The sequence below is a fragment of the Streptomyces sp. PU-14G genome (assembly GCF_041028275.1).
Lineage (GTDB): Bacteria > Actinomycetota > Actinomycetes > Streptomycetales > Streptomycetaceae > Streptomyces.
In genome coordinates this window covers 30029-50295 of the sequence record NZ_JASKYT010000001.1, presented here as the reverse complement: position 1 = coordinate 50295, position 20267 = coordinate 30029, and the positions used below count along the sequence as shown (strand labels likewise).

The 20267-nt window shown below is 67.4% G+C and carries 12 protein-coding genes and 3 pseudogenes; 11 read left to right on the top strand and 4 right to left on the bottom strand.

Going from position 1 to position 20267, the window contains the following annotated elements:
* Nucleotides 1–9: 9 nt before the first annotated feature.
* The gene (locus tag AB8Z75_RS00185; RefSeq protein ID WP_369199240.1) at nucleotides 10–2778 is read left to right on the top strand and encodes a DUF3962 domain-containing protein; all 2769 of its coding nucleotides are present in this window, start codon (nucleotides 10–12) and stop codon (nucleotides 2776–2778) included.
* A gap of 592 nt (nucleotides 2779–3370) precedes the next feature.
* Nucleotides 3371–3739 (top strand): transposase, encoded by a 369-nt coding sequence (locus AB8Z75_RS00180; protein ID WP_369199239.1) that lies wholly within the window; start codon nucleotides 3371–3373, stop codon nucleotides 3737–3739.
* On the opposite strand, the pseudogene AB8Z75_RS00175 reads toward AB8Z75_RS00180, so the two are convergent.
* Nucleotides 3715–3828, bottom strand: a pseudogene (locus AB8Z75_RS00175) (transposase); the annotation flags it as partial. The gene AB8Z75_RS00180 and the pseudogene AB8Z75_RS00175 sit on opposite strands and share 25 nt — an antisense overlap.
* A 66-nt stretch (nucleotides 3829–3894) precedes the next feature.
* Here AB8Z75_RS00175 and AB8Z75_RS00170 point away from each other — a divergent pair.
* Nucleotides 3895–4551: pseudogene (locus AB8Z75_RS00170) on the top strand (IS5/IS1182 family transposase); the annotation flags it as partial.
* 146 nt (nucleotides 4552–4697) lie between these two features.
* On the opposite strand, the gene AB8Z75_RS00165 reads toward AB8Z75_RS00170, so the two are convergent.
* Nucleotides 4698–5735 (bottom strand): glycosyltransferase family 4 protein, encoded by a 1038-nt coding sequence (locus tag AB8Z75_RS00165; protein WP_369199238.1) that lies wholly within the window; start codon nucleotides 5733–5735, stop codon nucleotides 4698–4700.
* 145 nt (nucleotides 5736–5880) lie between these two features.
* Nucleotides 5881–6864 carry a UDP-glucose 4-epimerase GalE gene (gene galE, locus AB8Z75_RS00160; protein ID WP_369199237.1) on the bottom strand — a complete coding sequence of 328 codons (984 nt, stop codon included), beginning with the start codon at nucleotides 6862–6864 and terminating at the stop codon, nucleotides 5881–5883.
* A gap of 360 nt (nucleotides 6865–7224) precedes the next feature.
* On the opposite strand from galE, the gene valS reads away from it, so the two are divergent.
* Nucleotides 7225–9792, top strand: coding sequence for a valine--tRNA ligase (valS, locus tag AB8Z75_RS00155; RefSeq protein WP_369199236.1), 2568 nt, complete (start codon nucleotides 7225–7227; stop codon nucleotides 9790–9792).
* Nucleotides 9793–9906: 114 nt separating this feature from the next.
* On the opposite strand, the pseudogene AB8Z75_RS00150 reads toward valS, so the two are convergent.
* Nucleotides 9907–10565, bottom strand: a pseudogene (locus tag AB8Z75_RS00150) (transposase family protein); the annotation flags it as partial.
* A 167-nt stretch (nucleotides 10566–10732) separates the two neighbouring features.
* Here AB8Z75_RS00150 and AB8Z75_RS00145 point away from each other — a divergent pair.
* From AB8Z75_RS00145 to AB8Z75_RS00115, 7 genes are all read left to right on the top strand, one after another.
* A complete protein-coding gene (locus tag AB8Z75_RS00145) occupies nucleotides 10733–11707 on the top strand; it encodes a UDP-glucuronic acid decarboxylase family protein (RefSeq protein ID WP_369199235.1) in 975 nt (324 codons plus the stop codon).
* 50 nt (nucleotides 11708–11757) lie between these two features.
* A complete protein-coding gene (locus tag AB8Z75_RS00140) occupies nucleotides 11758–12780 on the top strand; it encodes a GDP-mannose 4,6-dehydratase (protein ID WP_369199234.1) in 1023 nt (340 codons plus the stop codon).
* Nucleotides 12777–13697: a phosphoribosyltransferase gene (locus tag AB8Z75_RS00135; RefSeq protein WP_369199233.1), complete on the top strand. Its 921-nt coding sequence runs from the start codon at nucleotides 12777–12779 to the stop codon at nucleotides 13695–13697. The genes AB8Z75_RS00140 and AB8Z75_RS00135 overlap by 4 nt, the downstream gene beginning before the upstream one ends.
* 294 nt (nucleotides 13698–13991) lie before the next feature.
* On the top strand, nucleotides 13992–14864 hold the full coding sequence (locus tag AB8Z75_RS00130) for a hypothetical protein (protein WP_369199232.1): 873 nt from the start codon (nucleotides 13992–13994) through the stop codon (nucleotides 14862–14864).
* A 20-nt stretch (nucleotides 14865–14884) separates the two neighbouring features.
* Complete coding sequence (locus tag AB8Z75_RS00125; protein WP_369199283.1) at nucleotides 14885–17578, top strand: pyridoxal-phosphate dependent enzyme; 2694 nt, start codon at nucleotides 14885–14887, stop codon at nucleotides 17576–17578.
* On the top strand, nucleotides 17575–19023 hold the full coding sequence (locus AB8Z75_RS00120) for an alkaline phosphatase family protein (protein ID WP_369199231.1): 1449 nt from the start codon (nucleotides 17575–17577) through the stop codon (nucleotides 19021–19023). Before AB8Z75_RS00125 ends, AB8Z75_RS00120 begins: the two co-directional genes overlap by 4 nt.
* Nucleotides 19024–19151: 128 nt before the next feature.
* Nucleotides 19152–20267 carry a hypothetical protein gene (locus tag AB8Z75_RS00115; protein ID WP_369199230.1) on the top strand — a complete coding sequence of 372 codons (1116 nt, stop codon included), beginning with the start codon at nucleotides 19152–19154 and terminating at the stop codon, nucleotides 20265–20267.

Here is a 20267-nt window from a genome sequence, read left to right as displayed (position 1 = left end):
GGTAATTCCGTGTACCACCACATTCGCGTCGCGGCCTACGAACCCGACCCGCTCCACGGACCCTGGCGGGAGGAGATGAAAGTGCTGCGGCTCGGCGAGGACCTGCACGCCGAGCTCACCGGGATGCATGCCGAGGCGGACAAGAACTCCGTCCACCCCCACCGGCTCCCCGTGCGCAGGCTCAACTCCCTGCTCCAGGCGATGGCGCCAGGCGTCATCGCGACCGGCCGCAACGCCGGGACGGATGGCCGTCTGCCGTGGCTCTACGCGCGGGAAGCCGTCCCGCCGGACGTGCTGGCCCCGGTGGTAGGAGCTTGGGCGGCGGGCATGCACCGGGAGGACGACGACTCGGAGGGCGCCGATCTCGAGGAGAGGCTCCGCTCCGGTGACCCGGCCGAGACGGTACGTCTGCCCCACTGGGAGACGGAACCGGTCGACCTCGCCGAGAGCGTGCTCTCGGCGGGCGGAACCGCCGAACCCGCCGCGCGGCTCTACAGCCTGCTGCCCGAGTGGATCGCCTTCCGGCTGGCCGCCCGGACGTTCCGCACGGGCGGCACCACACTCCACTTCCGCGTCGAGAGCTCGGGTGACGGCGCGCGACTTGTCTCCTGGCCGCCTCAGCGATATGAGCGCCGACGGCAGATCTGGTACTACTCGGCCTGCCTCACCATCACCGTCCATACCGTGCCGTTCGCCCCGCGGTTCCGCGTCCATGTGTCCACCCAGGTACGCCGGTGGGCCACCCGATTCGACGTACGCCCCCACCAGCTCGGCGGTACGACCGTCCTGCTCGACGCTCCACTGCCGTGGCCGGAAGGGCCGGACCGGGGCCACCGGCTGATGGTGAACACGCTGGGCTACGACCGGCGGTCGAAGAAACTTGCCTGGCGCCGGCACAGCCCCGCACCGCTCGTGCCCGAGCTGGACATCGTGCGAAACTATCCTCGGCCCGAAGTGCTCTTCTCCGACCCCGAACGCTGGATCAACGGTTCCGGGGACGTGGCCGCCGGCATCGTCTACCACCCGTCGATCGGCCCGCACGAGGTCGGACCCGGGCTGATGCCACGGGAGCGGGCGGATCTGGACGCCTGGGTCGAGGAAGGGCTGCGCCCCCTGCTGACCCGGGTCCCCGACCTCACGCGCGTCTCCCGGAGCAACACACCCTCCCTGCTGCCCCGTACCGGCGCCGGACGCGTCCAGGGCGTCCGCAACGCCCAGCTGGCTCTGCAACGGCGGGCGGCGCTGACACGCGCACTGAACGGCCGCCCCCTGGAGATCGACGTCTTCTGGCAGTCCGCGGAAACCTGTGCGGCGCTGCTCGCCGAGCTGCCCAAGCTCGTTGGTCTTCCCGCCGGGCAGCAAGTGCCGTCGGCCGACGGGGAGACCTGGCAGTGGCAGTGCGAGGGGGTCGACATCCGCGTCCGGGTCCGGCCCGCGGGACCCTTGGCCGACGCCCTGCCGACCACCCGAGCCCGCGGGCGCCTCAGGGCCGTCCGGCTGGCCGAGGCCATCGAAGGGCGCTGCGGGCTCGTGGCGGACCGGGCGGACCCGCTCCTCGGCGGGGCCGGAGTCGTGATCACGGAGATCGCCGGCAAGGAGCGCTTCGCCGCCGTCCCGGACTCCGACCCCAAGCACGCGCTGCGCATCGCCTGGGCACGGCAGGGACGGCTGACTCAGTTCGTGAACTCGCCCGACGACACCGACAGCGCTCTGGAACACCGGGCCAGGTGGACCTGGCTGGACGCCTTCCGGCAGCTGGGCGCGATCAGCCAGCCCGCCCATCGGGTGGGAGCCGGCATTCCGGGCGACCTTCAGTACGCGGCGCTCTGGCTCGTACGCCACACCAGGAAGGGGCCCACGCGATGCCCCGTCCACCGGCTGGTGGCGGTGCGGGTGCGCCCCGGGGACGGACCGGGCGTCATCGAGGGGTGGGACGCAGAACGAGCCGAATGGGTGCCGTATCCGAAGCTGTTGCTGCTGCTCTCCCAGGCACGGGAACCGGCGGCGAGCGGCGGAAAGGCGACCGGCACGGGGAAGCTCGTCGATGACTCGGCAGCCCCGGGAGGATCCCGGCCCGCTGCCCGCCCGGGCGTGGAGCAGGACAGGCAGCGGGAGACCGAGCGGCAGATCCGGGCACTGCTCTTCCAGCTCCGCGACCGCCCGACGCTGCTGCTGGCGGACGCCGGCAATCTGCGCCAGTGCTGGCCTGGCTTGCGCAACGGTGCACTGGACCGCGACAAGCTCGGCTTCGGGGCCGAACCCGCCCAGCGGCACACGCTCTACGGCCACGATCTGCGGGTGCTGCTCGTACGGGACGCCAACGCGCGGGGTGAAGTGGCGGAGTGGTACGCCCACGACACCGAGGACGGGGTCGGCTTCGCCGAGGGTGTGTGGGGGACGGCGGATACGGAGGGCCGTGTCTTCGCGAGTACGGCCTCGAAGCCGCACACGGTGGCGAAACTGCCGAAGGGGCTCATGAAGCTGGTGCCCACGGCACAGGGCCGGACAGCGCCCGGGAAGACCGCGTGGAACCCCGGGCAACTGGAGATCACCGTGCTCGGCTGTCTGTCGGAGAAGGCGCTGACGGACTCGGGGCGTGCGGGTGACCCGCCCGACCGGCCGGCGGAGTGGGCGACGCTCACGCACCAGCTGCGTTACCACGACGACTACCCGCCGCTCGCCCGGCCTCTCCCGCTGCACTGGGCGCGTCTCGCCGGTGAGTACGTGCTTCCGGTGGCCGGAACGAAGTCAGCGGGGAGTACGTCATCCGCTTCCTGAGCGCGGTGCCGCCTGAATGGGGGCGCCCCAAACGATCGACGCTGATAAGGAACAGTGCTCCCCTCGTGTGAGCGCCGAAGCCTGAACCTGACCACGGGGACGGCGTCTGGTGCATTCCTTGCTGGGATCACTGGGCGTCCGCCGTGACGCTCGTTTGATGCTCTTCGCACCTGGTGGCCCCAAGACGGAGACGAGGGACGGGCCTGACCTGCGGTTTTCTCTGAGTTCACCCGGGTGACATGCTTCCGATGACCCAGCACGTGGAGTGCGTGGCGATCCTGGAGCCTGCCGAGAAGGGCTCCTGAGCTGTAATTTTGCGTGAGTGCGTTATGCGTGTATGGGCGATATCCTGACGCTTCTGACGCTCATGTGATGCTCGTTGATCATGGCCTGAATCAGTCTGCGAGCAGAAGAGTTGCCTGCTTGGGCTGGAATTGTAGACCGTGCGACTCGTTGAGCCTGCAGTGCTGGGGTGTCAGCCGCGCCGGTGCGCGGTGCGGGGGGCCTGAAGGGTGACCTCCCACTGATCATTTCAGAATGAGTTCGGCGTGAGGGCTTGGCGATCGGGTCTGTCGGCAGCGGAGTATTGCGGGTGTCGGATGATCTTGTGCGTGGTGACCTGTGGGAACGCATTTCTCCGCTGCTGCCACCTCGGTCTCCGCGGCGTCATCGATATCCCGGACGTCTGCCGGCGGACGACCGTGAGGCCCTGCGGGCATTGGTACGTGCTTCGCAGAAAATGAGCTGCTGGGATGTTGCTGCCGAGTGGACCCGGTGCAATGGGGTGACGGACTCGTGGCGTCTGCGGGATTGGACCGAGGCCGGCGTCTGGCCCCGCCTGCACGAAATCCTCCTGGCCGAGCTGCGCAAGGCAGGTCCGTTGGACGTGGACGACGCAGCGATCGACGGCTCGCACGTGCGGGCGCACGCGGAACAGATCCCGTTGCCCACCTTCCGGTGATCGCTCCACCGGCCACCACGCCCTCCTGTCGACGGCAGGTGCGGGTCCAGCCGGGCCCACTCCGCATTGGTCAGGTCACCCCGCCCCATGCCGACAACAACGAGCCAGCAAACCGACAGTCACATGATCCACCGGACAGGGCCTATTAGGGCACGCTGTCGCCGTGCTTAGGGGTATCGAAGTCGACCGTCCACCGCAAGTTCGCGATCTGGTCCAGGGCGGACGTGTAGGGTCGTCTGCACGAAGCCGTCTTACGCCGACTCGACGATTTGGATCTGCTCGACCTCTCCCGTGTCGTTCTCGACTTCGCCCACGTGCGGGCTAAAAAAGGGGGGCGAACACACAGTCCCGAGCCCGATGAACCGGGGCAAGCCGTGTTCCAAGGTGCACCTCCTCTCGGACACGAACGGACTGCCCCTGGTCGTCGGCGTCTCCGGTGCCAAACTTCCACGACAGCGTCTCGCTGAAGCCCATGGTCACCGGCCACCGAACGAGACACGACCCCCACCGCGGCCGTTATTTCAAACCCCAGCGCCTCTTGACGACAAGGCATACGACATTCCTCATCCGCTCGGATGATCACGAGGCAAGCGCATCGGCGTCCGGATCGCCCGCAAGTGCGTCGACTCCAGCAAAGACTCGGCCGACGCAGACGGGACATCCAACGCACCCTGTCCTGGCTGACCGACTACTGCAGGCTCAACCATCGATACGAACGCAATCCCCGCAACACCTGGCCGTTCTCGGCCTTCGCCGCCATCCTGTGCCACTACAAGCGACTCATCCGCCTCACCACACCGGACACGGGCTGAGATCGGGCCGGAGTCCCGCAGGTCCGGAGGCCGTGTATACCTCCCTCCGCAGGGGGGTGTCGTTGGGCAGGTGGGCGCTGGAGACCGGGTACCGGCCGGTGCGCCGGACGGGGCCGGGGGTCTCGGCCACTGCCTTCACCGGCGCACTATGAGCTCTGCTTCAGTATCTGCTCATACGCGTGCTCGTAGTCACTCGCCATTCGCTGGGCGGTGAAACGCTCTTCGAAGGAACGCCGACAGTTGATGCGGTCTACGGAATCGATGGTTCCGACGGCCGCCGCTGCTTCGTCGATGTTCGAAACCAACCAGCCGTTCACGCCGTCCTTGATGATTTCCGGGACGGCGCCTCGTCGATAGGCGATCACCGGCGTTCCGCAGGCGAGGGCTTCGATCAGCACGATCCCGAAGGGTTCCTCCCACTGGATGGGAAAAAGAAGCGCCTTTGCGTGTCCGATGAGATCCTGCTTTTCCCGGTCCCCTACTTCTCCTACGAACTCGACGCCCGGGTCCTTGAGGTACTGCTGCAAGCTGTCCCAATATTCAGGGGATTTCGGGTTGGCGTACGCTGCCACTTTCAGTTTGAGTCCCGAGGCTTTGGCGATGCGGACCGCGTCGGGCAGGCCCTTCTCCGAATCGGCCCGGCCTATGTGGACAAGGTACTCTTCCGGTTCGGGGCAGAAGTCGTAGGCGTTCTGCGGCAGGCCGTGGTGGATGACCGCTTGCCAGTTCAGATCTGGGCGCAGTCGGCGTTGGGACGTGGAAACCGCCACCAGAGGGAGCTCCGCGTAGTGCTCCAGGAGCTTGGTCGGCCAGACGTTAATCCCGGGAATCTCGGGCGCGTGGTGGATGGTGGTAACGGTTGGGGTCCTGGACCTACGTGCCAGCGGTCCGATGAACATCTGCGTGTTGTTGTGGATGATGTCGAATTGGTCCTCGCGTCGGTAGACCTCCTCGTACATTCGTATATGCTCGACCATGTGGCGCTGCCAATTTGTTACCGGCACCTCACCGTCCGCGCACTCCACCAAATTTGCGGACGTGGACGATCCGCTGCATGCGAAAAGGGTGACTTCGTGGCCGTCCCTGACCTGCTGCTCAACGAGGTAGGAAATGAAGCGCTGGGCAGCTCCGTAATGGGTCGGGGGAACGCGGAAGCCCAGTGGAGCCACGTGCGCGATACGCATTTTCTTGCTGCTTTCCTCGGGGTCGGTCCGGTGCTGGATGAAGAGTCGGCGCGCCCTGTCTCCGGGGCGTAAGCGGCCGCTGCCAGCAGGTGCGGAGGCGATGCGTAGGCGGGACCCGTCGTCGTGGGCCCGTACGCCGATGGCGTCACGCGGGGTTCTCGGCCGGGTCCGCCTCGCCCGCCTGCGCTTCGGCAAAAGCCCAGGCGTCGGCGACGATCTTCGTGAGATCCGTGCGGATGGGGGCCCAGCCGAGCCGCTCGCGGGCGCGGTCGGCCGAGGCGACGAGTGTGGCCGGGTCGCCTCCCCGGCGGGGGCCGATGACCTCGGGAAGCGGGTGGCCCGTCACCCGGCGGACAGCCTCCGTGACCTCGCGTACGGAGAAGCCCCTGCCGTTGCCCAGGTTGCAGATCAGGTGAGCCGCCGGGGTGGCAGCGCGCAGAGCGAGTAGATGCGCTTCGACGAGATCCGCCACGTGGATGTAGTCGCGCACGCATGTGCCATCGGGGGTGGGGTAATCGTCCCCGTTGACTGAGAGCGACGGCCTGCGTCCTTGGGCGACCTGGAGAGCGATCGGTATCAGATGGGACTCGGGCGCGTGCCGCTCGCCCCGGCCGCCGACCGAGCCAGCGACGTTGAAGTAGCGAAGCGAAACGGCTCCGAGGCCGTGTGCGCGGCAGGCTCCGCTGATCATGTGGTCGACAGCGAGTTTCGAGGCACCGTAGGGATTGATCGGCACCGTGGGGGTGTCTTCCGTGATCGGGAGGGACTCCGGCTCCCCGTAGACGGCGCACGTCGAGGAGAAGACCAGAGTGCGCACGCCAGCCTCCCGCATGGCGTCCAGCAGGGCCATTGAGCCGGCGACGTTGTTCTCCCAGTACTTCTCCGGCGCCCGGACGGACTCTCCGACCTCCGCGAACGCGGCGAAGTGCAGAACCGCGTCGTAGGAGGGATCCAACACCCGCCCCGCATGCTGGATGCGCTCCTCGACGAACCCGGCTCCGGTCGGCACGGCGTCCCGGAATCCGGTCGACAGGTCATCGAGAACCGTTACCCGGTGCCCCTCTTCGAGGAGCCGCGCGGCAACGACCGAACCTATGTACCCGGCACCCCCCGTGACTAGTACCTTCATCTCCTCGCTCCGCACACCGGTCCGCCTCTCCTGTCAGGTCCTATCAGGCGTCGATCATGTCTTGGCATCATGGCAGAGGTTCAGGCCCCGGGGCCCGCGCTCTGCGGTGTTGGTGCGGGAGGGCCCCGCGGAGGGTGCCGGTTCCCCGCGCCCGGTGGGCCGGCTCCTACCCGCCCAGCCCCCGAACGGTTGCAAAGGCGAGTGGGGGAGGGCAGCCCGGTCCCTCTACACTGGGTAGCCGAACGGCGGGCCCGTACTCAAGAGCACGAGTTGGACGCCTGACTGCGGGACCGCCGTCGGACCGGGCCACGTATAGCGTCGGCAACACTGCGTTTACTGATTTAGGAAGGGTGTGTCGGTATGGCGCGCTACGGGTCTCCTTTGCCGGAGAAGCCCTCCCTGGAGGGACTGGAGACGAAATGGTCCGCGTTCTGGTCCGAGGCCGACGTATACCGCTTCGTCCGGCCAGGCTCCCGCGCAGCGGTCTTCTCCATCGACACACCGCCGCCGACAGTCAGTGGATCACTGCACGTCGGCCATGTCTTCAGCTATACGCATACCGATATCGTCGCGCGCTATCAGCGGATGCGGGGAAAGCAGGTCTTCTATCCGATGGGCTGGGACGACAACGGTCTGCCCACCGAGCGCCGCGTCCAAAACTACTACGGCGTGCGCTGCGACCCCTCGCTGCCCTACGATCCCGATTTCGCGCCGCCGGTTCCGGTCTCCGAGCGCAAGGGCAAGGACAAGAAAGCGCCGGCGGTCAACATTTCACGGCGCAATTTCGTGGACCTATGCGAGAAGCTCACCGCTGAGGACGAGGGTGTCTTCGAGGACCTGTGGCGCAAACTCGGGCTGTCCGTCGACTGGTCCACGACGTACACCACGATCGGTACGTCCGCACAGCGACTGTCGCAGGCGGCCTTTCTCCGCATGGCCAAGCGCAGTGAGGCATATCAGTCCGAGGCCCCCACCATGTGGGACGTCACGTTCCAGACTGCGGTGGCCAATGCCGAGGTGGTCGACCGGGAGGTCACCGGGGCATACCATGCCCTTGCCTTCACCTCGGGTGAGGACGTCGTCCGGATCGAGACCACACGTCCCGAGCTCCTGCCCGCCTGCGTGGCTCTCGTCGCCCACCCCGATGACACCCGCTACCAGCCGCTGTTCGGCAAGACGGTCACCTCTCCGCTGTTCGGCGTCAGTGTCCCGGTCATGGCACACACGGCGGCCGAGCCGGAAAAGGGCAGCGGTATCGCGATGGTGTGCACCTTCGGTGACATGAACGACGTCATGTGGTGGCGTGAGTTCCAGCTGCCCATCCGTACCGTCGTGGGCCGCAACGGGAGGCTTCTGCCGCTCGATTTCGCCACGATCCCCTGCGCAGACCCGGAGCTGGCGGGCGAGCTCTACAGCAAGCTCGTCGGCAAGACGGTGCATACCGCGCGGGAGATCATCGTCGAGGAGCTCCGCCGGAGCGGCAGCATGATCGGCGAGCCCAAGCCGACGACCCGTGCGGTGAAATTCTACGAAAAGGGCGACCGGCCCCTGGAGATCGTCAGCAGCCGGCAATGGTTCGTCAAGACCGTCGAGCTGCGCGAGAAGCTGCTGGAGCGCGGCGCCGAGCTGGACTGGCACCCGGCGCACATGAAGTCCCGCTACGACGACTGGGTCTCCGGACTCAACGCCGACTGGCTCATCAGCCGACAGCGGTTCTTCGGTGTTCCTTTCCCTGTGTGGTATCTCCTCGACGGGGAGGCGCAGCCCGACTACGACAACCCGGTCCTCCCGGACGAGGCGGCGCTGCCGATCGACCCGTCGATCGACTGCCCTCCGGGATACACGAACGACCAGCGAGGACAAGCCGGCGGCTTCATCGGCGAGCCCGACATCATGGACACCTGGGCGACCTCGTCACTCAGCCCGCAGCTCGCCTGCGGCTGGATGGACGACCCCGAGCTCTTCGCGCAGACGTTTCCGATGGATCTGCGTCCGCAGGGACACGACATCATCCGCACCTGGCTGTTCACGACCATCGTACGGTCCGAGCTGGAGCACCAGGCGCTGCCGTGGAAGCACACGACTCTCTCCGGCTGGATTCTCGATCCCGACCGCAAGAAGATGTCCAAGTCGCAGGGCAACGTGGTCACGCCCGAGAACCTGCTGGACGAATACGGCGCCGACGCGGTCCGGTACTGGGCGGCAAGCGGTCGGCCCGGCACCGATACCGCCTTCGACCCGCAGCAGATGAAGATCGGCCGACGGCTCGCGATGAAGCTCCTGAACGCGAGCAAGTTCGTCCTGTCGCTGCCGACCCCCTCCGAGGGCGCCCGGGTGACCGAGGATCTCGACAAGGCGCTGGTCGTCCGTCTGGCGACGACCGTCCGCGAGGCGACCGATGCGCTGGAGCGCTTCGACTACACCACGGCTCTGGAGCGGGTCGAGCGTTTCTTCTGGCTCTTCTGCGACGATTACCTGGAGCTGGTGAAGCAGCGTGCCTACGGACACGAGGGCGAAGCCGCCGGTGAGTCCGCCCGGTGGACGCTGCGGAACATCCTTGACGTGGTCATCCGACTGCTCGCTCCTGTGCTGCCATACACGGCGGAGGAGACCTGGTCCTGGCTGCACGACGCGTCGGTGCACACCGCCGCCTGGCCGGACGCCGATGAGGTCGCCTCAGCCGTCCGGGATGGTCGGCCCGAACTTGTCGACGTCGCTTCCTCGGCCATCGCCGCGATCCGCAAGGCCAAGTCGACGGCCAAGGTGTCCATGCGGGCCGAGGTGGCCCGCGTGGTCGTCGAAGGTCCGGCCGACGTGCTGAAGCTGACGCAGAGCGTAGGTGCCGACCTCCAGGCGGCCGGTAAGGTCGCCGAGCTGGTCTACACGACGGTTGACCAGGGAGAGTTGGCGGTCTCGGTGGAGCTGTAGCCCTTCGCCGCAGAAGTCGCAAGCCATCGGAGCCCCGCGTGCCATCGTCACGCGGGGCTCTTTGGTGCTTTTTGGGTATCCGCCGGAGCCTGATTCCCGTTTACTGAGGCTTTCTCATCCTGCGTCTGAACTGGCCCGGTGGAGGGTGAGGACAGCCTGGACGAGGGCGGTGATGCGGGTGGTCGAGCATCACAGCTTGCGGAGGAATCGCAAGGTCTTGAGGGTGGCCATGCCTTGTTCGACGAGTGCACGGATCTTGGCGCGGGGCCGGTTCGCAGCCTGCTGACCTGCAGAAAGTGTCTCCCCGCGCCCCCAGTAGGGGCCTGTGTGGTGCCGCCGACGCCCCGGTAGCCCCTTATCTCCGCTCAGCAGTCGGTCACGGCTTGGGAGAGTGCGTCCGAAGATGCCGTGCTCTCGGGCAGCGTAGACATCGTAGACGGCGCCGGGAAGCGCGGGAGGAGAGGCCCACAACAGCCGCCCGAACGGGTCGGCGATGACCTGCACGTTCACCCCGTGCTTCTTGTATTTCCCCGAGTGGAAGGGGCGGGCGGTGGCTATGCAGTTGATCGGCAGTGGGCTTCCGTCGAGGAAGACGTACGCCTTGCGCGATGGGGTGCGAACGGCCTCGGTAAGGGTCGGCGCGAGTGCAGCCAGCACGTCGACGGCTCCGCGGATGTAGCGGGAGGTGGTGCTCGTGCCGACCGGAAGCCGGCCGCGAGTTGGATATACAACGTTCCCTCTTGCAGGTACGCGAGGGTCAGGAGAGCTCGACGGTCCCTGCCTAGCGGGGACTTCGCTTGTCTGTGACCCCAACCACCCGCGGGGCAGGGCGGGTTGGTAGATGCTCGCTGATGACCCGCTCGGCCAAAGACCTTAGGGTATGATCACTGACACTTGACGGCCGATCAACTTACGGGGTTTCAGGGTGAGAAGAGCGGTAGTGACGGGCGGTGCCGGTTTCCTCGGGTCACACCTGTGCGGGCGGCTTCTCAAATCGGGCTATAACGTGCTGTGTCTGGACAACTTCCTCACCGGGGTTCCGGACAACGTGTCGCACTTGATGCCAGACGAATCGTTCCGGCTAGTGCGTGCCGACGTCACCGACTACATACATGTCCCGGGCCCGGTCGATGTGGTCCTGCATTTCGCCTCCCCGGCCTCGCCGATCGATTACCTCCAACTGCCCATAGAAACTATGAAGGTTGGGTCGATCGGCACCCTGCACGCCCTCGGTCTGGCAAAGGAGAAGGGTGCCCGCTTCCTCCTTGCGTCCACCTCCGAGGTGTACGGAGATCCGCAGGTGCACCCGCAGCCGGAGAGCTACTGGGGGCATGCGAACCCGGTGGGCCCGCGGGGGGTCTATGACGAGGCGAAACGGTTCTCCGAGGCGCTGACCACGGCGTATCGCACTCATCACGAGACCGACACTGCCATTGTCCGCATCTTCAATACCTTCGGGCCCAGGATGCGCGCGCAGGACGGCCGCGCGATTCCCACCTTCATCCGGCAGGGCCTTGCCGGTGAACCCATAACGGTTGCGGGCGACGGCAGTCAGACCCGATCGGTGTGCTACGTGGACGATCTGGTCGAAGGTATCTTCCGGCTGGTGGAATCGGACGAAACCGGGCCAATGAATATTGGCAACCCCCACGAGCTATCGGTGCTGCAACTGGCCGAGCTAGTGAAGGTGTTGACGGGCTCGTCCTCGACAGTAGAGTTTGTCCCGAGGCCGGTCGACGACCCCGCCATGAGGCGCCCGGACATTTCCTTCGCCCAGCGTGCATTGGGCTGGGAGCCCAAGGAGTCGATCGAGGGCGGACTGCTGCGCACCATACAGTGGTTCCGCGAGTGCCAGCAGGGTGACACTTCCGCCGGGCCGAAAGCAGCTTCCATAGCTGGCGGCGGACACAGCTAGAGCTTGCCGCCCTGTGACCAGGGTTCGTCACGAAAGCGGGGTAGCACGAATTGGGTAAGCGCGCGCTGATCACGGGGATAGCCGGTCAGGACGGGACGTACCTAGCGGAGCATCTGCTGGAACAAGGTTACGAGGTCGTTGGCCTGATGCGGGGCCAGCAGAATCCGAAGGCTCCCCTGGTGAGAGCGTTGCTCCCCGATGTGCAGCTGGTCCAGGGAGATTTGCTGGACCAGGGGAGTCTGATCGCGGCGCTGGAGTCGGTGCAGCCTGACGAGGTTTATAATCTCGGCGCGGTCTCGTTCGTGCCGCTGTCGTGGCAACAGCCAGCGCTGACCACCGAGACGACCGGACTCGGGCCGCTGCGGATGCTCGAAGCGATCCGGATCGTCTGCGGAATCGGCGAGGGAAGCAGGTCGCCGAGGCCCGGCGTCTCGTTCTACCAAGCCTCCACCTCGGAGATGTTCGGACTGGTCAACGGCAGCCCGCAGAACGAGCAGACCCCGTTTCACCCCCGGAGTCCGTACGGCGTAGCCAAGGCGTACGCGCACTACATTACCCAGAACTACCGTGAGTCCTATGGGCTCTTCGCGGTATCAGGCATTCTGTTCAACCATGAATCACCCCGGCGCGGCATCGAATTCGTCACCCGCAAGGTGACAATGAACGTGGCAAGAATCGCACTCGGCATGGAGCAGAAGCTGCGGCTGGGCAATCTGGACGCGCAGCGCGACTGGGGTTTCGCCGGGGACTATGTCAAGGCGATGCACATGATGCTGCAGGCCGATGCTCCGAAGGACTACGTCATCGGGACTGGAGTCACGCACTCGGTGCGCGACCTCGTCCGGGTCGCGTTCGAGCGGGTTGGTCTGGACTGGGAGAAGTATGTGGAGGTCGATCCGCAGTTCTTCCGGCCGGCTGAGGTGGACACGCTCCGCGCCGATCCGGCCAGGGCCCAGGAGGTCCTGGGCTGGAGGGCGGAGACCACGTTCGAGGAGCTGATCGGTTCGATGGTCGACGCGGATCTGGCTCGGCTCTCGGGCAGCTGCAGCCGCGAGTACCTGGAGATCGCTTGACGTCCCCGGAAGATGCACCCCGAACGCCTCCTGCTGTCGGGCCTCTAGAGCCGATCACAGTCATCGATGACATCCGCGCGGCGGCCGCACGACTCAGTCCCCTGGGCCGTCGGCTGCTGGGCGGGGACATCGACCGGTTCGCCGCGCGGCTGGCGGCACTCGCGGAGGAGAACGGCTGGACCCTCGTGGGGCACGACGATTTCACTGCGTGGACCGAAGCCGAGCTGGGGCCGCGGGATGTCGCGGTCGTACTCGACAAGCTTGCTCAGCACTCCTCGCGGATGCCGGCTCGGTGCGTGCCGGTCGGTACGCACCGGCACCTGCGGCCGGACGGCGGTCTGCGGCTGGAACTCGTCGGCCTGCCGCAGGATTTCGCAGAGACGGCCGTCGGCGCCAGGGTGAGTGTCGTGGACGACGCCGCGTACACCGGCGATACCCTGTGCGCGGTGCTGAAGCTGCTGGCCGGGGCGGGTGCGCAAGTCGAACGCGTGCTGGTGGCCGTATCCAGCAGCCGGGCGGAGCAGCGACTGTCGCGGGAAATGGGCATGCGCACCAGCGCGTTTCTGGGCCGTCCCGTGCGTGGCGATGTCATCCATGCGCGGGATGCCTATCCGTGGCTTCCCTTCTCAGGACGCGCCGCGGACACCTTGTCGACTGCTCCACTGTCCGCGCGCATCGCACCGCTCCTGTACAACGGAGGGCGGTGGCTGTCGCATCCGGCCCTGATGCGGGATCGGTTGCTGAGGGAGCTGGCGGTGTCGGTGGTGGACCGCCTCCGCTCGTTCCTCGGGCGGGAGCCGGTCGCCTCCGACGTCACATTGTTCGGCCCCTCCGTCGCGGTGCCTCTGCCCGGCCCTGTGGAAGTGCGGCCGGACACACCGCTGCGCACGGTGATCGAAGCCCCTTCGAGTACCTGACGTGCGACGGGAGTCCGGGCCCCGTTACGGTCCGCGACGCATGAGGTCCGGACGCTTCGTGCTATCGAACGCCGAGTAGCTCCTGCGTGCCTACTCAGGCCCAAACCATCAGCGATCTGAGTGATAAGGGGGACGATCACACATGTGGTCAGAGTATTGCCATGCGGCCGCGATCGGTGGTCCGAACGGACTGCCATCCCTGTGCATGCCGAGCCTTTGGCCCAGTCTCCGGCAGAGCGGATACGGGGCACGGGGCCGGGCCCGGCTGTGTACGGGTGGCATCGGAGCCCTGCGGTGACGGGCTATACGCAACCGAGGAGCGTCCTCGCTGACGCGGAGGCCCCGCGTACCGTTCTCGTAGTCGTCCTCGACAGCCTGCGCTGGGATTCCTTCCACGTCGCCCGGACTCCGGTCATCGACGAGGTCTGCTCCCTGGCCGAGAAGCGCATGAGCTATGCGACGTGGACTCTTCCCAGCCACGCCTGCCTGTTCTCCGGGCTCCTGCCCTATCGGAGCCGGCCGGGTGTCGCTGCGGCGGCGACCTATCGAGAGGATTTCCTCTTCTGGTCGCAGGCCTTCACCGGAAACCCTGGGCAGGCGGGGACCATCCACCCGGACATGAGTGTGGCTGCCATGGCCGAGCGCTGCGGATGGTCCTCGCACGCGCGGGTCTCCATGCCTGTCCTGCGCCCGGAAGCCGGGCTGCGGCACGGCTTCACGGACTATGAACTCTCCCCGCAGGGCGGGGGCCTGGGCGCGCAAATATCCAGCATCCGGCTCGCGGGGAACAGGCCCAATTTTCTGTTCATCAACGCGGCGGAGACCCACTACCCTTATATGCTCCCCAAATCCCGGCTACCGCGACTTCCCGGGGCACACGGCGTCGCCGAACGCGACCTTTCGTGCGGGTCGGTCGGTTCCGATCAGGACTATCGGCTCACCTTCTCCGACGATGACTACCTTGAGATGAAGTCGGCCCAGATCAGAGCGTTGGAGGTGGCCGATCGCAGGATCGGTGCCGCGCTGGAATCCCTGCCCGGGCCGCTCGCGCTCGTCGTTACGGCCGACCATGGCGAACTTTTCGGCGAGGATGGCATGTTCGGCCACGGACCCTTCCAGCACCCTGATTTGTTCGAGATCCCTCTGGCGATGGGGGTACTTCAGTGAGTACCGCAGCACCCGTGCATATGACCTCCCCGTCCTCGCGCCCGGCCGCCGTCGGAGCGCCGATGGCGCAGCTCGCCCAGGACGTCTCCGCAGCACACGAACGTCTCGCGCGGTATGTCGTCCGCACGCCCACCGTCAGGCTGCCCTGGTTGGATACGGCGTACCGGGAGGTCTGGGCCAAGCTGGAGTGCTGGCAAGTCTCCGGCAGCTTCAAGGCCCGGGGCGCCTTCAACGCGCTGGCCCACTTCGAGCCTGGGCAAGTTACCGTCACCGCCTCGGCCGGCAACCACGGTCTCGCGCTCGCGACCGCCGCTTCAGCCCTGGGACAGCGTGCCAGGGTCTTCGTCCCCACCTCCGCCTCCGAGCTCAAGGTACGCAGGATCACGGCGGCCGGCGCGGAGATCACGGTGGTGGGCCGGGACCTGCGGGAGGCCACCGACCATGCCGTTCAGTACGCGGAACAGCACGGTGTGCCGTTCGTGTCGCCCTACGCCGACTGGAACGTGGCCGCCGGCCAAGGGACGTGCCTGGTCGAGTCCGAGCAGGACACCGGTGCGTTCGACACCGTGGTGGTGCCGCTGGGCGGCGGGGGGCTGCTGAGCGGAATCGGCGCGCACGCGGCCATCCACTCTCCCCGGGCCCGCCTGATAGCCACCCATCCGGCGGTCTTCAACCGGCCTTTCGACAGTCAGCCGCTGGACTACTGCCTGCGGATGGCGACCCCGCCGACGTACGCGGACGGCCTGGCGGTCCAGCACACGTTCGCGAATCCGCTCGCCGGTGTGCTCGATGAGTTGCCCCATGACCTCTGCGCGGTGACCGAGAGCGACATCGTGCTCGGCATCTATGCACTGCTGCACGAACACAGCCTCCTCGTCGAGGGCGCGGGAGCGACCTCCGTAGCCGCGCTGCTCAGCGGCGGGGTACCGGCGGAGACTGGTAGGACGCTGCTGATTCTGTCCGGCGGCAACATCTCCTCCTCCGCACTTGCCCGAGCGGTGGTCACCAACGTCGACGACGAGCGGCTGCGTATCGCGCTGGGGCTGCGGCACCACCTGCCGACGCTGGAGAAGAGCGACGCGGAGCCGGAAGAAGCCACGGGATCCGCACCCGAGCTGCGTGTGGGGGGCGAGCCCGACTCCCACGCGGCCGACGCCCACACCACCGCGGGGGAGCACCCCGCACGTGGCAACTCCGTGGCCGAGGGGTGGGCCGGCCGCACGCTGGACCTGGCGGAGCTCACGGCTCGAGCCGCGGACCACCGCAGCTACCTGGAAGCAGTCGGTCTTCCCCGGGAGGGGATCGCCCACCGGGCTGTGGGCCGGCTCCAGGAACTGGCAGGGGAGTTGGCGGAGACCCTCGCCAAGAGCACCGCGCCGGAGATCCTCCCCGGTGCGCAGGAGGACGCGATGCGCGTACTGCTGCGCGTCCGGGAGACGCTCACCAACGCTCTGGAATGGTCGAGTCCGGCCTACGATCAAAGCGGCCGGGTGAACTTCTACGACACTTCAGCACAGGCCGCGGGAGGCGTGAACTATGCCCGCTACGGAACCGCGGATCTGCGCACCCTGGAACTCGACCTCGCCGGAATGCTGGGTCTCGACCGCGACGACGTGGACACCATCGCCACGTCGAGCGGTATGGCGGCATTCCAGGTGATCGAGAGCCTGCTGCTGCGACATGTCGTGGAGCCCGGTGACACAGTCGCCTACGCGCCGTACATCTACTTCGAGGCGGCGGAGCAGTTGGAGAGCCTGCGCTTCCTACGGCACGTCCGGGCGTCCGGCTATGACGCGGAGGACCTGGTGCGTGTCGTCGAGGAGAACGACGCCCGCGTGCTGTTCGCCGATGCGGTCAACAACGTGGCCGGGCTGCCCATCGTGGACCTGGAGCGGTTGGCGGAGCTCACCGCCTCCCGGGAGGGCTGGGCCGACCGTTGGCTGGTCGTGGACGGCACGATGGTCTCAGGCGGCCTCGACGTCTTCGCTCTGTTCGGCGAGCCCGGACACCCGCAGATCCTCTACTACGAGAGCGCCAGCAAGTACGCCCAGTTCGGTCTGGATCTCCAGATGGCCGGAATCTGCGTGGTACCCCGGCGGCTCGCCGCGCGGGCCCGCACGATCAGGCGCAATACCGGAACGGTTCTCTACCCGGACGCGGTGGCCCGCTTCCCCCGGGCCGACCGGTCCGCCTACCTCGAACGCATGCGGCAGATGTCGGCAAACGCGACACTCATGGCCCGGTGTCTGCGAGAGGACCCGCGGATCTCGTCCGCCGTCACGGTCGGCAGCGTGGACGACTGGAGCACGCGCGGCTGGGCCCACGGCGGCGCCGTGCTGACCATCGAGTTCCAGCAGGCCGGACTCAACAACCGGGACGGCCTGGAGGCCGTCATCGAACGCATGCTGGTCGGCGCGCGCAAGCACGGGACGCCTCTGGTAAAGGGGCTCAGTTTCGGCTTCGCCACCACGCGCGTCTCCGCTGCCTCGGCCATGGCCGAGGGGTCGGACCCGTTCCTGCGCTTCTCCGTGGGAATAGAAGAGCCCGCCGACATCCGACGGTTGGCCGAGGTCGTCGCGGAATCCGTCGTCGAGTACCTGGCGACCTTCGGATCGGCCGAGGCTGGTGCCGGGTCAGGGCCAGGGGCAGCGCCGCGGCCGGAGATCGCTGATGTCGGACACACAAGTGCGGAAAATGGGGGTGGGCCACGATGAAGAAGTTGTTGGTCGTCGGTCTAGACGGGGCGACGTTCACGGTGCTCGACAGGTATGCCAGACGGCATCGGGAAGGGGCGCTGGGGCGCCTGTACCACTCGGGCACAGTCCGGACTCTTGAGTCGACGCTGCCGTTCTTCACGGGACCCGCGTGGACGACATTCATGACCGGGTTGCGGCCCGACCAGCACGGTGTCTACCACTGGCGGGGCCGGCACGACCCCGACCGCGGCAGCCGACCGCTGGTCTCGACGCGGCACCTGGACGAGGCAAGCATCTGGTGGCACGTCCAGCAGCACGGTGGCCAGGTCTCGGTGACAAACTTCCCGATGGCTTACCCCGCGCCCCCGACTGAAGGCGTCTTCGTCTGCGGGACGCTGTCCTTGGAGGAGGCACCCGGCCAGACCTGGCCGCCGCACCTCGCCGAGCAGCTCAAGGAGCGCATCCCCGATTACCGCTACGAGATCGAGAAGGGCCTGTCACTGGTCAACCGCCCCGCCGAACTGCGCGAGCACATCCTGAATGTCGGAGCCCGCCACCTCCAGGCTGCCACGGAGTTCGGCAGTCTCGGCGTAGCCGACCTCGCCATTCATGTCGTAACCATCACTGATCGCATGCAGCACTTTTTCTGGGAGGACCCCGAGTCACCCGGCGAGTCCGTCATGGAGGCGTATGCCTTCGCCGACCGGGCCCTGGCCGACCTGCTTGCCGCGCAGGAGTGGGATAACGTCGTGGTCGTGAGCGACCACGGGGCCGGGCTGTCTCGGCAGGTCTTCCACACCGACGAATGGCTCGTGGAGCGCGGCTGGGCTACCCGCAAAACGGACGGGGGATTGGACGTCGAAAGCTCCTGGGCGTATGCGGGTGAGGAGCCGGAGGTCGCCGTCTACGTGAACCGGGCCGATCGGGAGGGATTCGGGGTTCCGGCGGAGAAATACCCGGAATGCCTCCGGGAGCTGCGGGACGGGTTGCTCGATGTCCGCGTACCAGAGACCGGAGAACCCGCCTTTCAGCGGGTGATCCTCGCTGAGGAACTCTCCGCTGGTCCGATGCGTGACCTGGGGCCGGACGTCATCCTGGTCCCCGCCGAGGGCGTGCACCCCCGCCCGGGGCTGCCGGGCGGGCTGTTCGGAACTCCGGGCGGGCTGGTCAGCGGCCACCGGATCAACGGGATCTTCCTGGCCCAGGGCACCGACTTCCCCGCGTCCCCGGACCGTACTGCACACAGGCCCCTTGAGATGGCGGAGATGTTCTCGCTGCTGTGTGCGGCACAGGGCCTCCCGGTGCCGTCGGGCATTCCGCTGAGCCCGCTGCTCGGTGAACTCGGGATCTCCCACACAGTCGATGAGACGGTGAACTGGCAGGAGCAGGTGGACGGTGAGCCGCAGCGGCAGGCCGACTCACCCGACATGCTCCGACGGCTCGCCGAGATGGGGTACCTGTAATGCCGGGTGGCGTCATTCGGCACATTTCCCGGGGCGACCGTGCCGATGCACTGCGCTCGCACGGGTCACGCCCGCCGGGCGATACCTGGCTGGACCCAGCGGTGTGGGCCGGGCATCCCGACCTGGCCGTGCGACTTCGTACCAGCGTCCTGATGCGCTGTTACCACGGGGACTACCACACGGACGTGTTCGACCAGGAGCGGTTGGCGGGGCGCGTCGCCGACGGGAGTGAACGCATCCTCTTCTGGGGCGACGCCGCGGAGGTGCGTACCGTCGCCGAGCTGGTCCGGACCCGGGCGGAACCGGAGCAGGAGGTCCTCGACGGTCTGCGGCTGGGCACCCACACCACGCTTTCCGGCGCAGGGCTCTACGGCCCGGGGCACCTCGAAGTCGCCCGTACGGGAAGCACCCAGGCGAGAGTCTCGGGGGCGAGCGAAGCGATCATGTGGGACCTCGGCCGAGTCCTCGGCGGGGCCGGCCGGACGCCGTTCCACACGATTTCGTGCGTGCCGCGCAACCGGCGATCCTCCGGCCGGATTCCCGGTGGCACCGCCATCCACCGGATTCACACCCGGCAGGTCGGCTCCGCACACTGGGGGGTGGCCCCCTTCTACATTATGGCCGGGCGCTTCATGGAACTGCTCGACTATCGTGAGCTGAGCGCCGACAGCGAGGCCGTGCGCCGCGGGTTCGGCGAGCAGTCGGCCGTGTACCTGGCTGACGAGGAGTCGGCCGCCCTGGTGCGGGGGCTGTGCAGGCTCAACGGCTTCGATCCACGGGTGCACGTCGCCTCCGACGGTCCGATCGCGGCCGCGGAGGTCAGCGACGCGGCGCCTGCCGGCGGGGCGCCGGGGGACCCGCACGGTCCGCGCGTGGTGTTCATCGACCTCCACAGCCTCCAACGGGGCCTGGACGATGCGGTGGCCGCGCGCGGAGAGGCCTGCACCGTCGCGATGTGCGACCTGGAGGCCGAGGGCTCGCCGGAGGTGCAGGCGACCTTGCTCGCCCGCGGCTTCCGGCTGACCTACATCAGTCCGCCGAAGATCGTCTACCCGGCCGGGTCGGACGGCCAGGCGGTCAGAATCCCGCTCCGGGGCGGATTCTGCCGCCCCAACTCCGAGGCTCCGCCGGCGCCTCCGTACTACCTCGGCGGCGGTCCGCTCGACGAGGTCGAGAAGTCGCTCGCTGACAGCTACCGCACGCTCATGCGCGTCTGGGAACGGGAAGGCAGTAACCGTGACTGA

What these genes read in the sequence shown, in the direction of transcription:
- AB8Z75_RS00165 (WP_369199238.1), bottom strand. Translation starts at nt 5,735, where the DNA reads ATGCGTATCGCGCACGTGGCTCCACTGGGCTTCCGCGTTCCCCCGACC.
- galE (WP_369199237.1), bottom strand. Translation starts at nt 6,864, where the DNA reads ATGAAGGTACTAGTCACGGGGGGTGCCGGGTACATAGGTTCGGTCGTT.
- valS (WP_369199236.1), top strand. Translation starts at nt 7,225, where the DNA reads ATGGCGCGCTACGGGTCTCCTTTGCCGGAGAAGCCCTCCCTGGAGGGA.
- AB8Z75_RS00125 (WP_369199283.1), top strand. Translation starts at nt 14,885, where the DNA reads ATGACCTCCCCGTCCTCGCGCCCGGCCGCCGTCGGAGCGCCGATGGCG.
- AB8Z75_RS00120 (WP_369199231.1), top strand. Translation starts at nt 17,575, where the DNA reads ATGAAGAAGTTGTTGGTCGTCGGTCTAGACGGGGCGACGTTCACGGTG.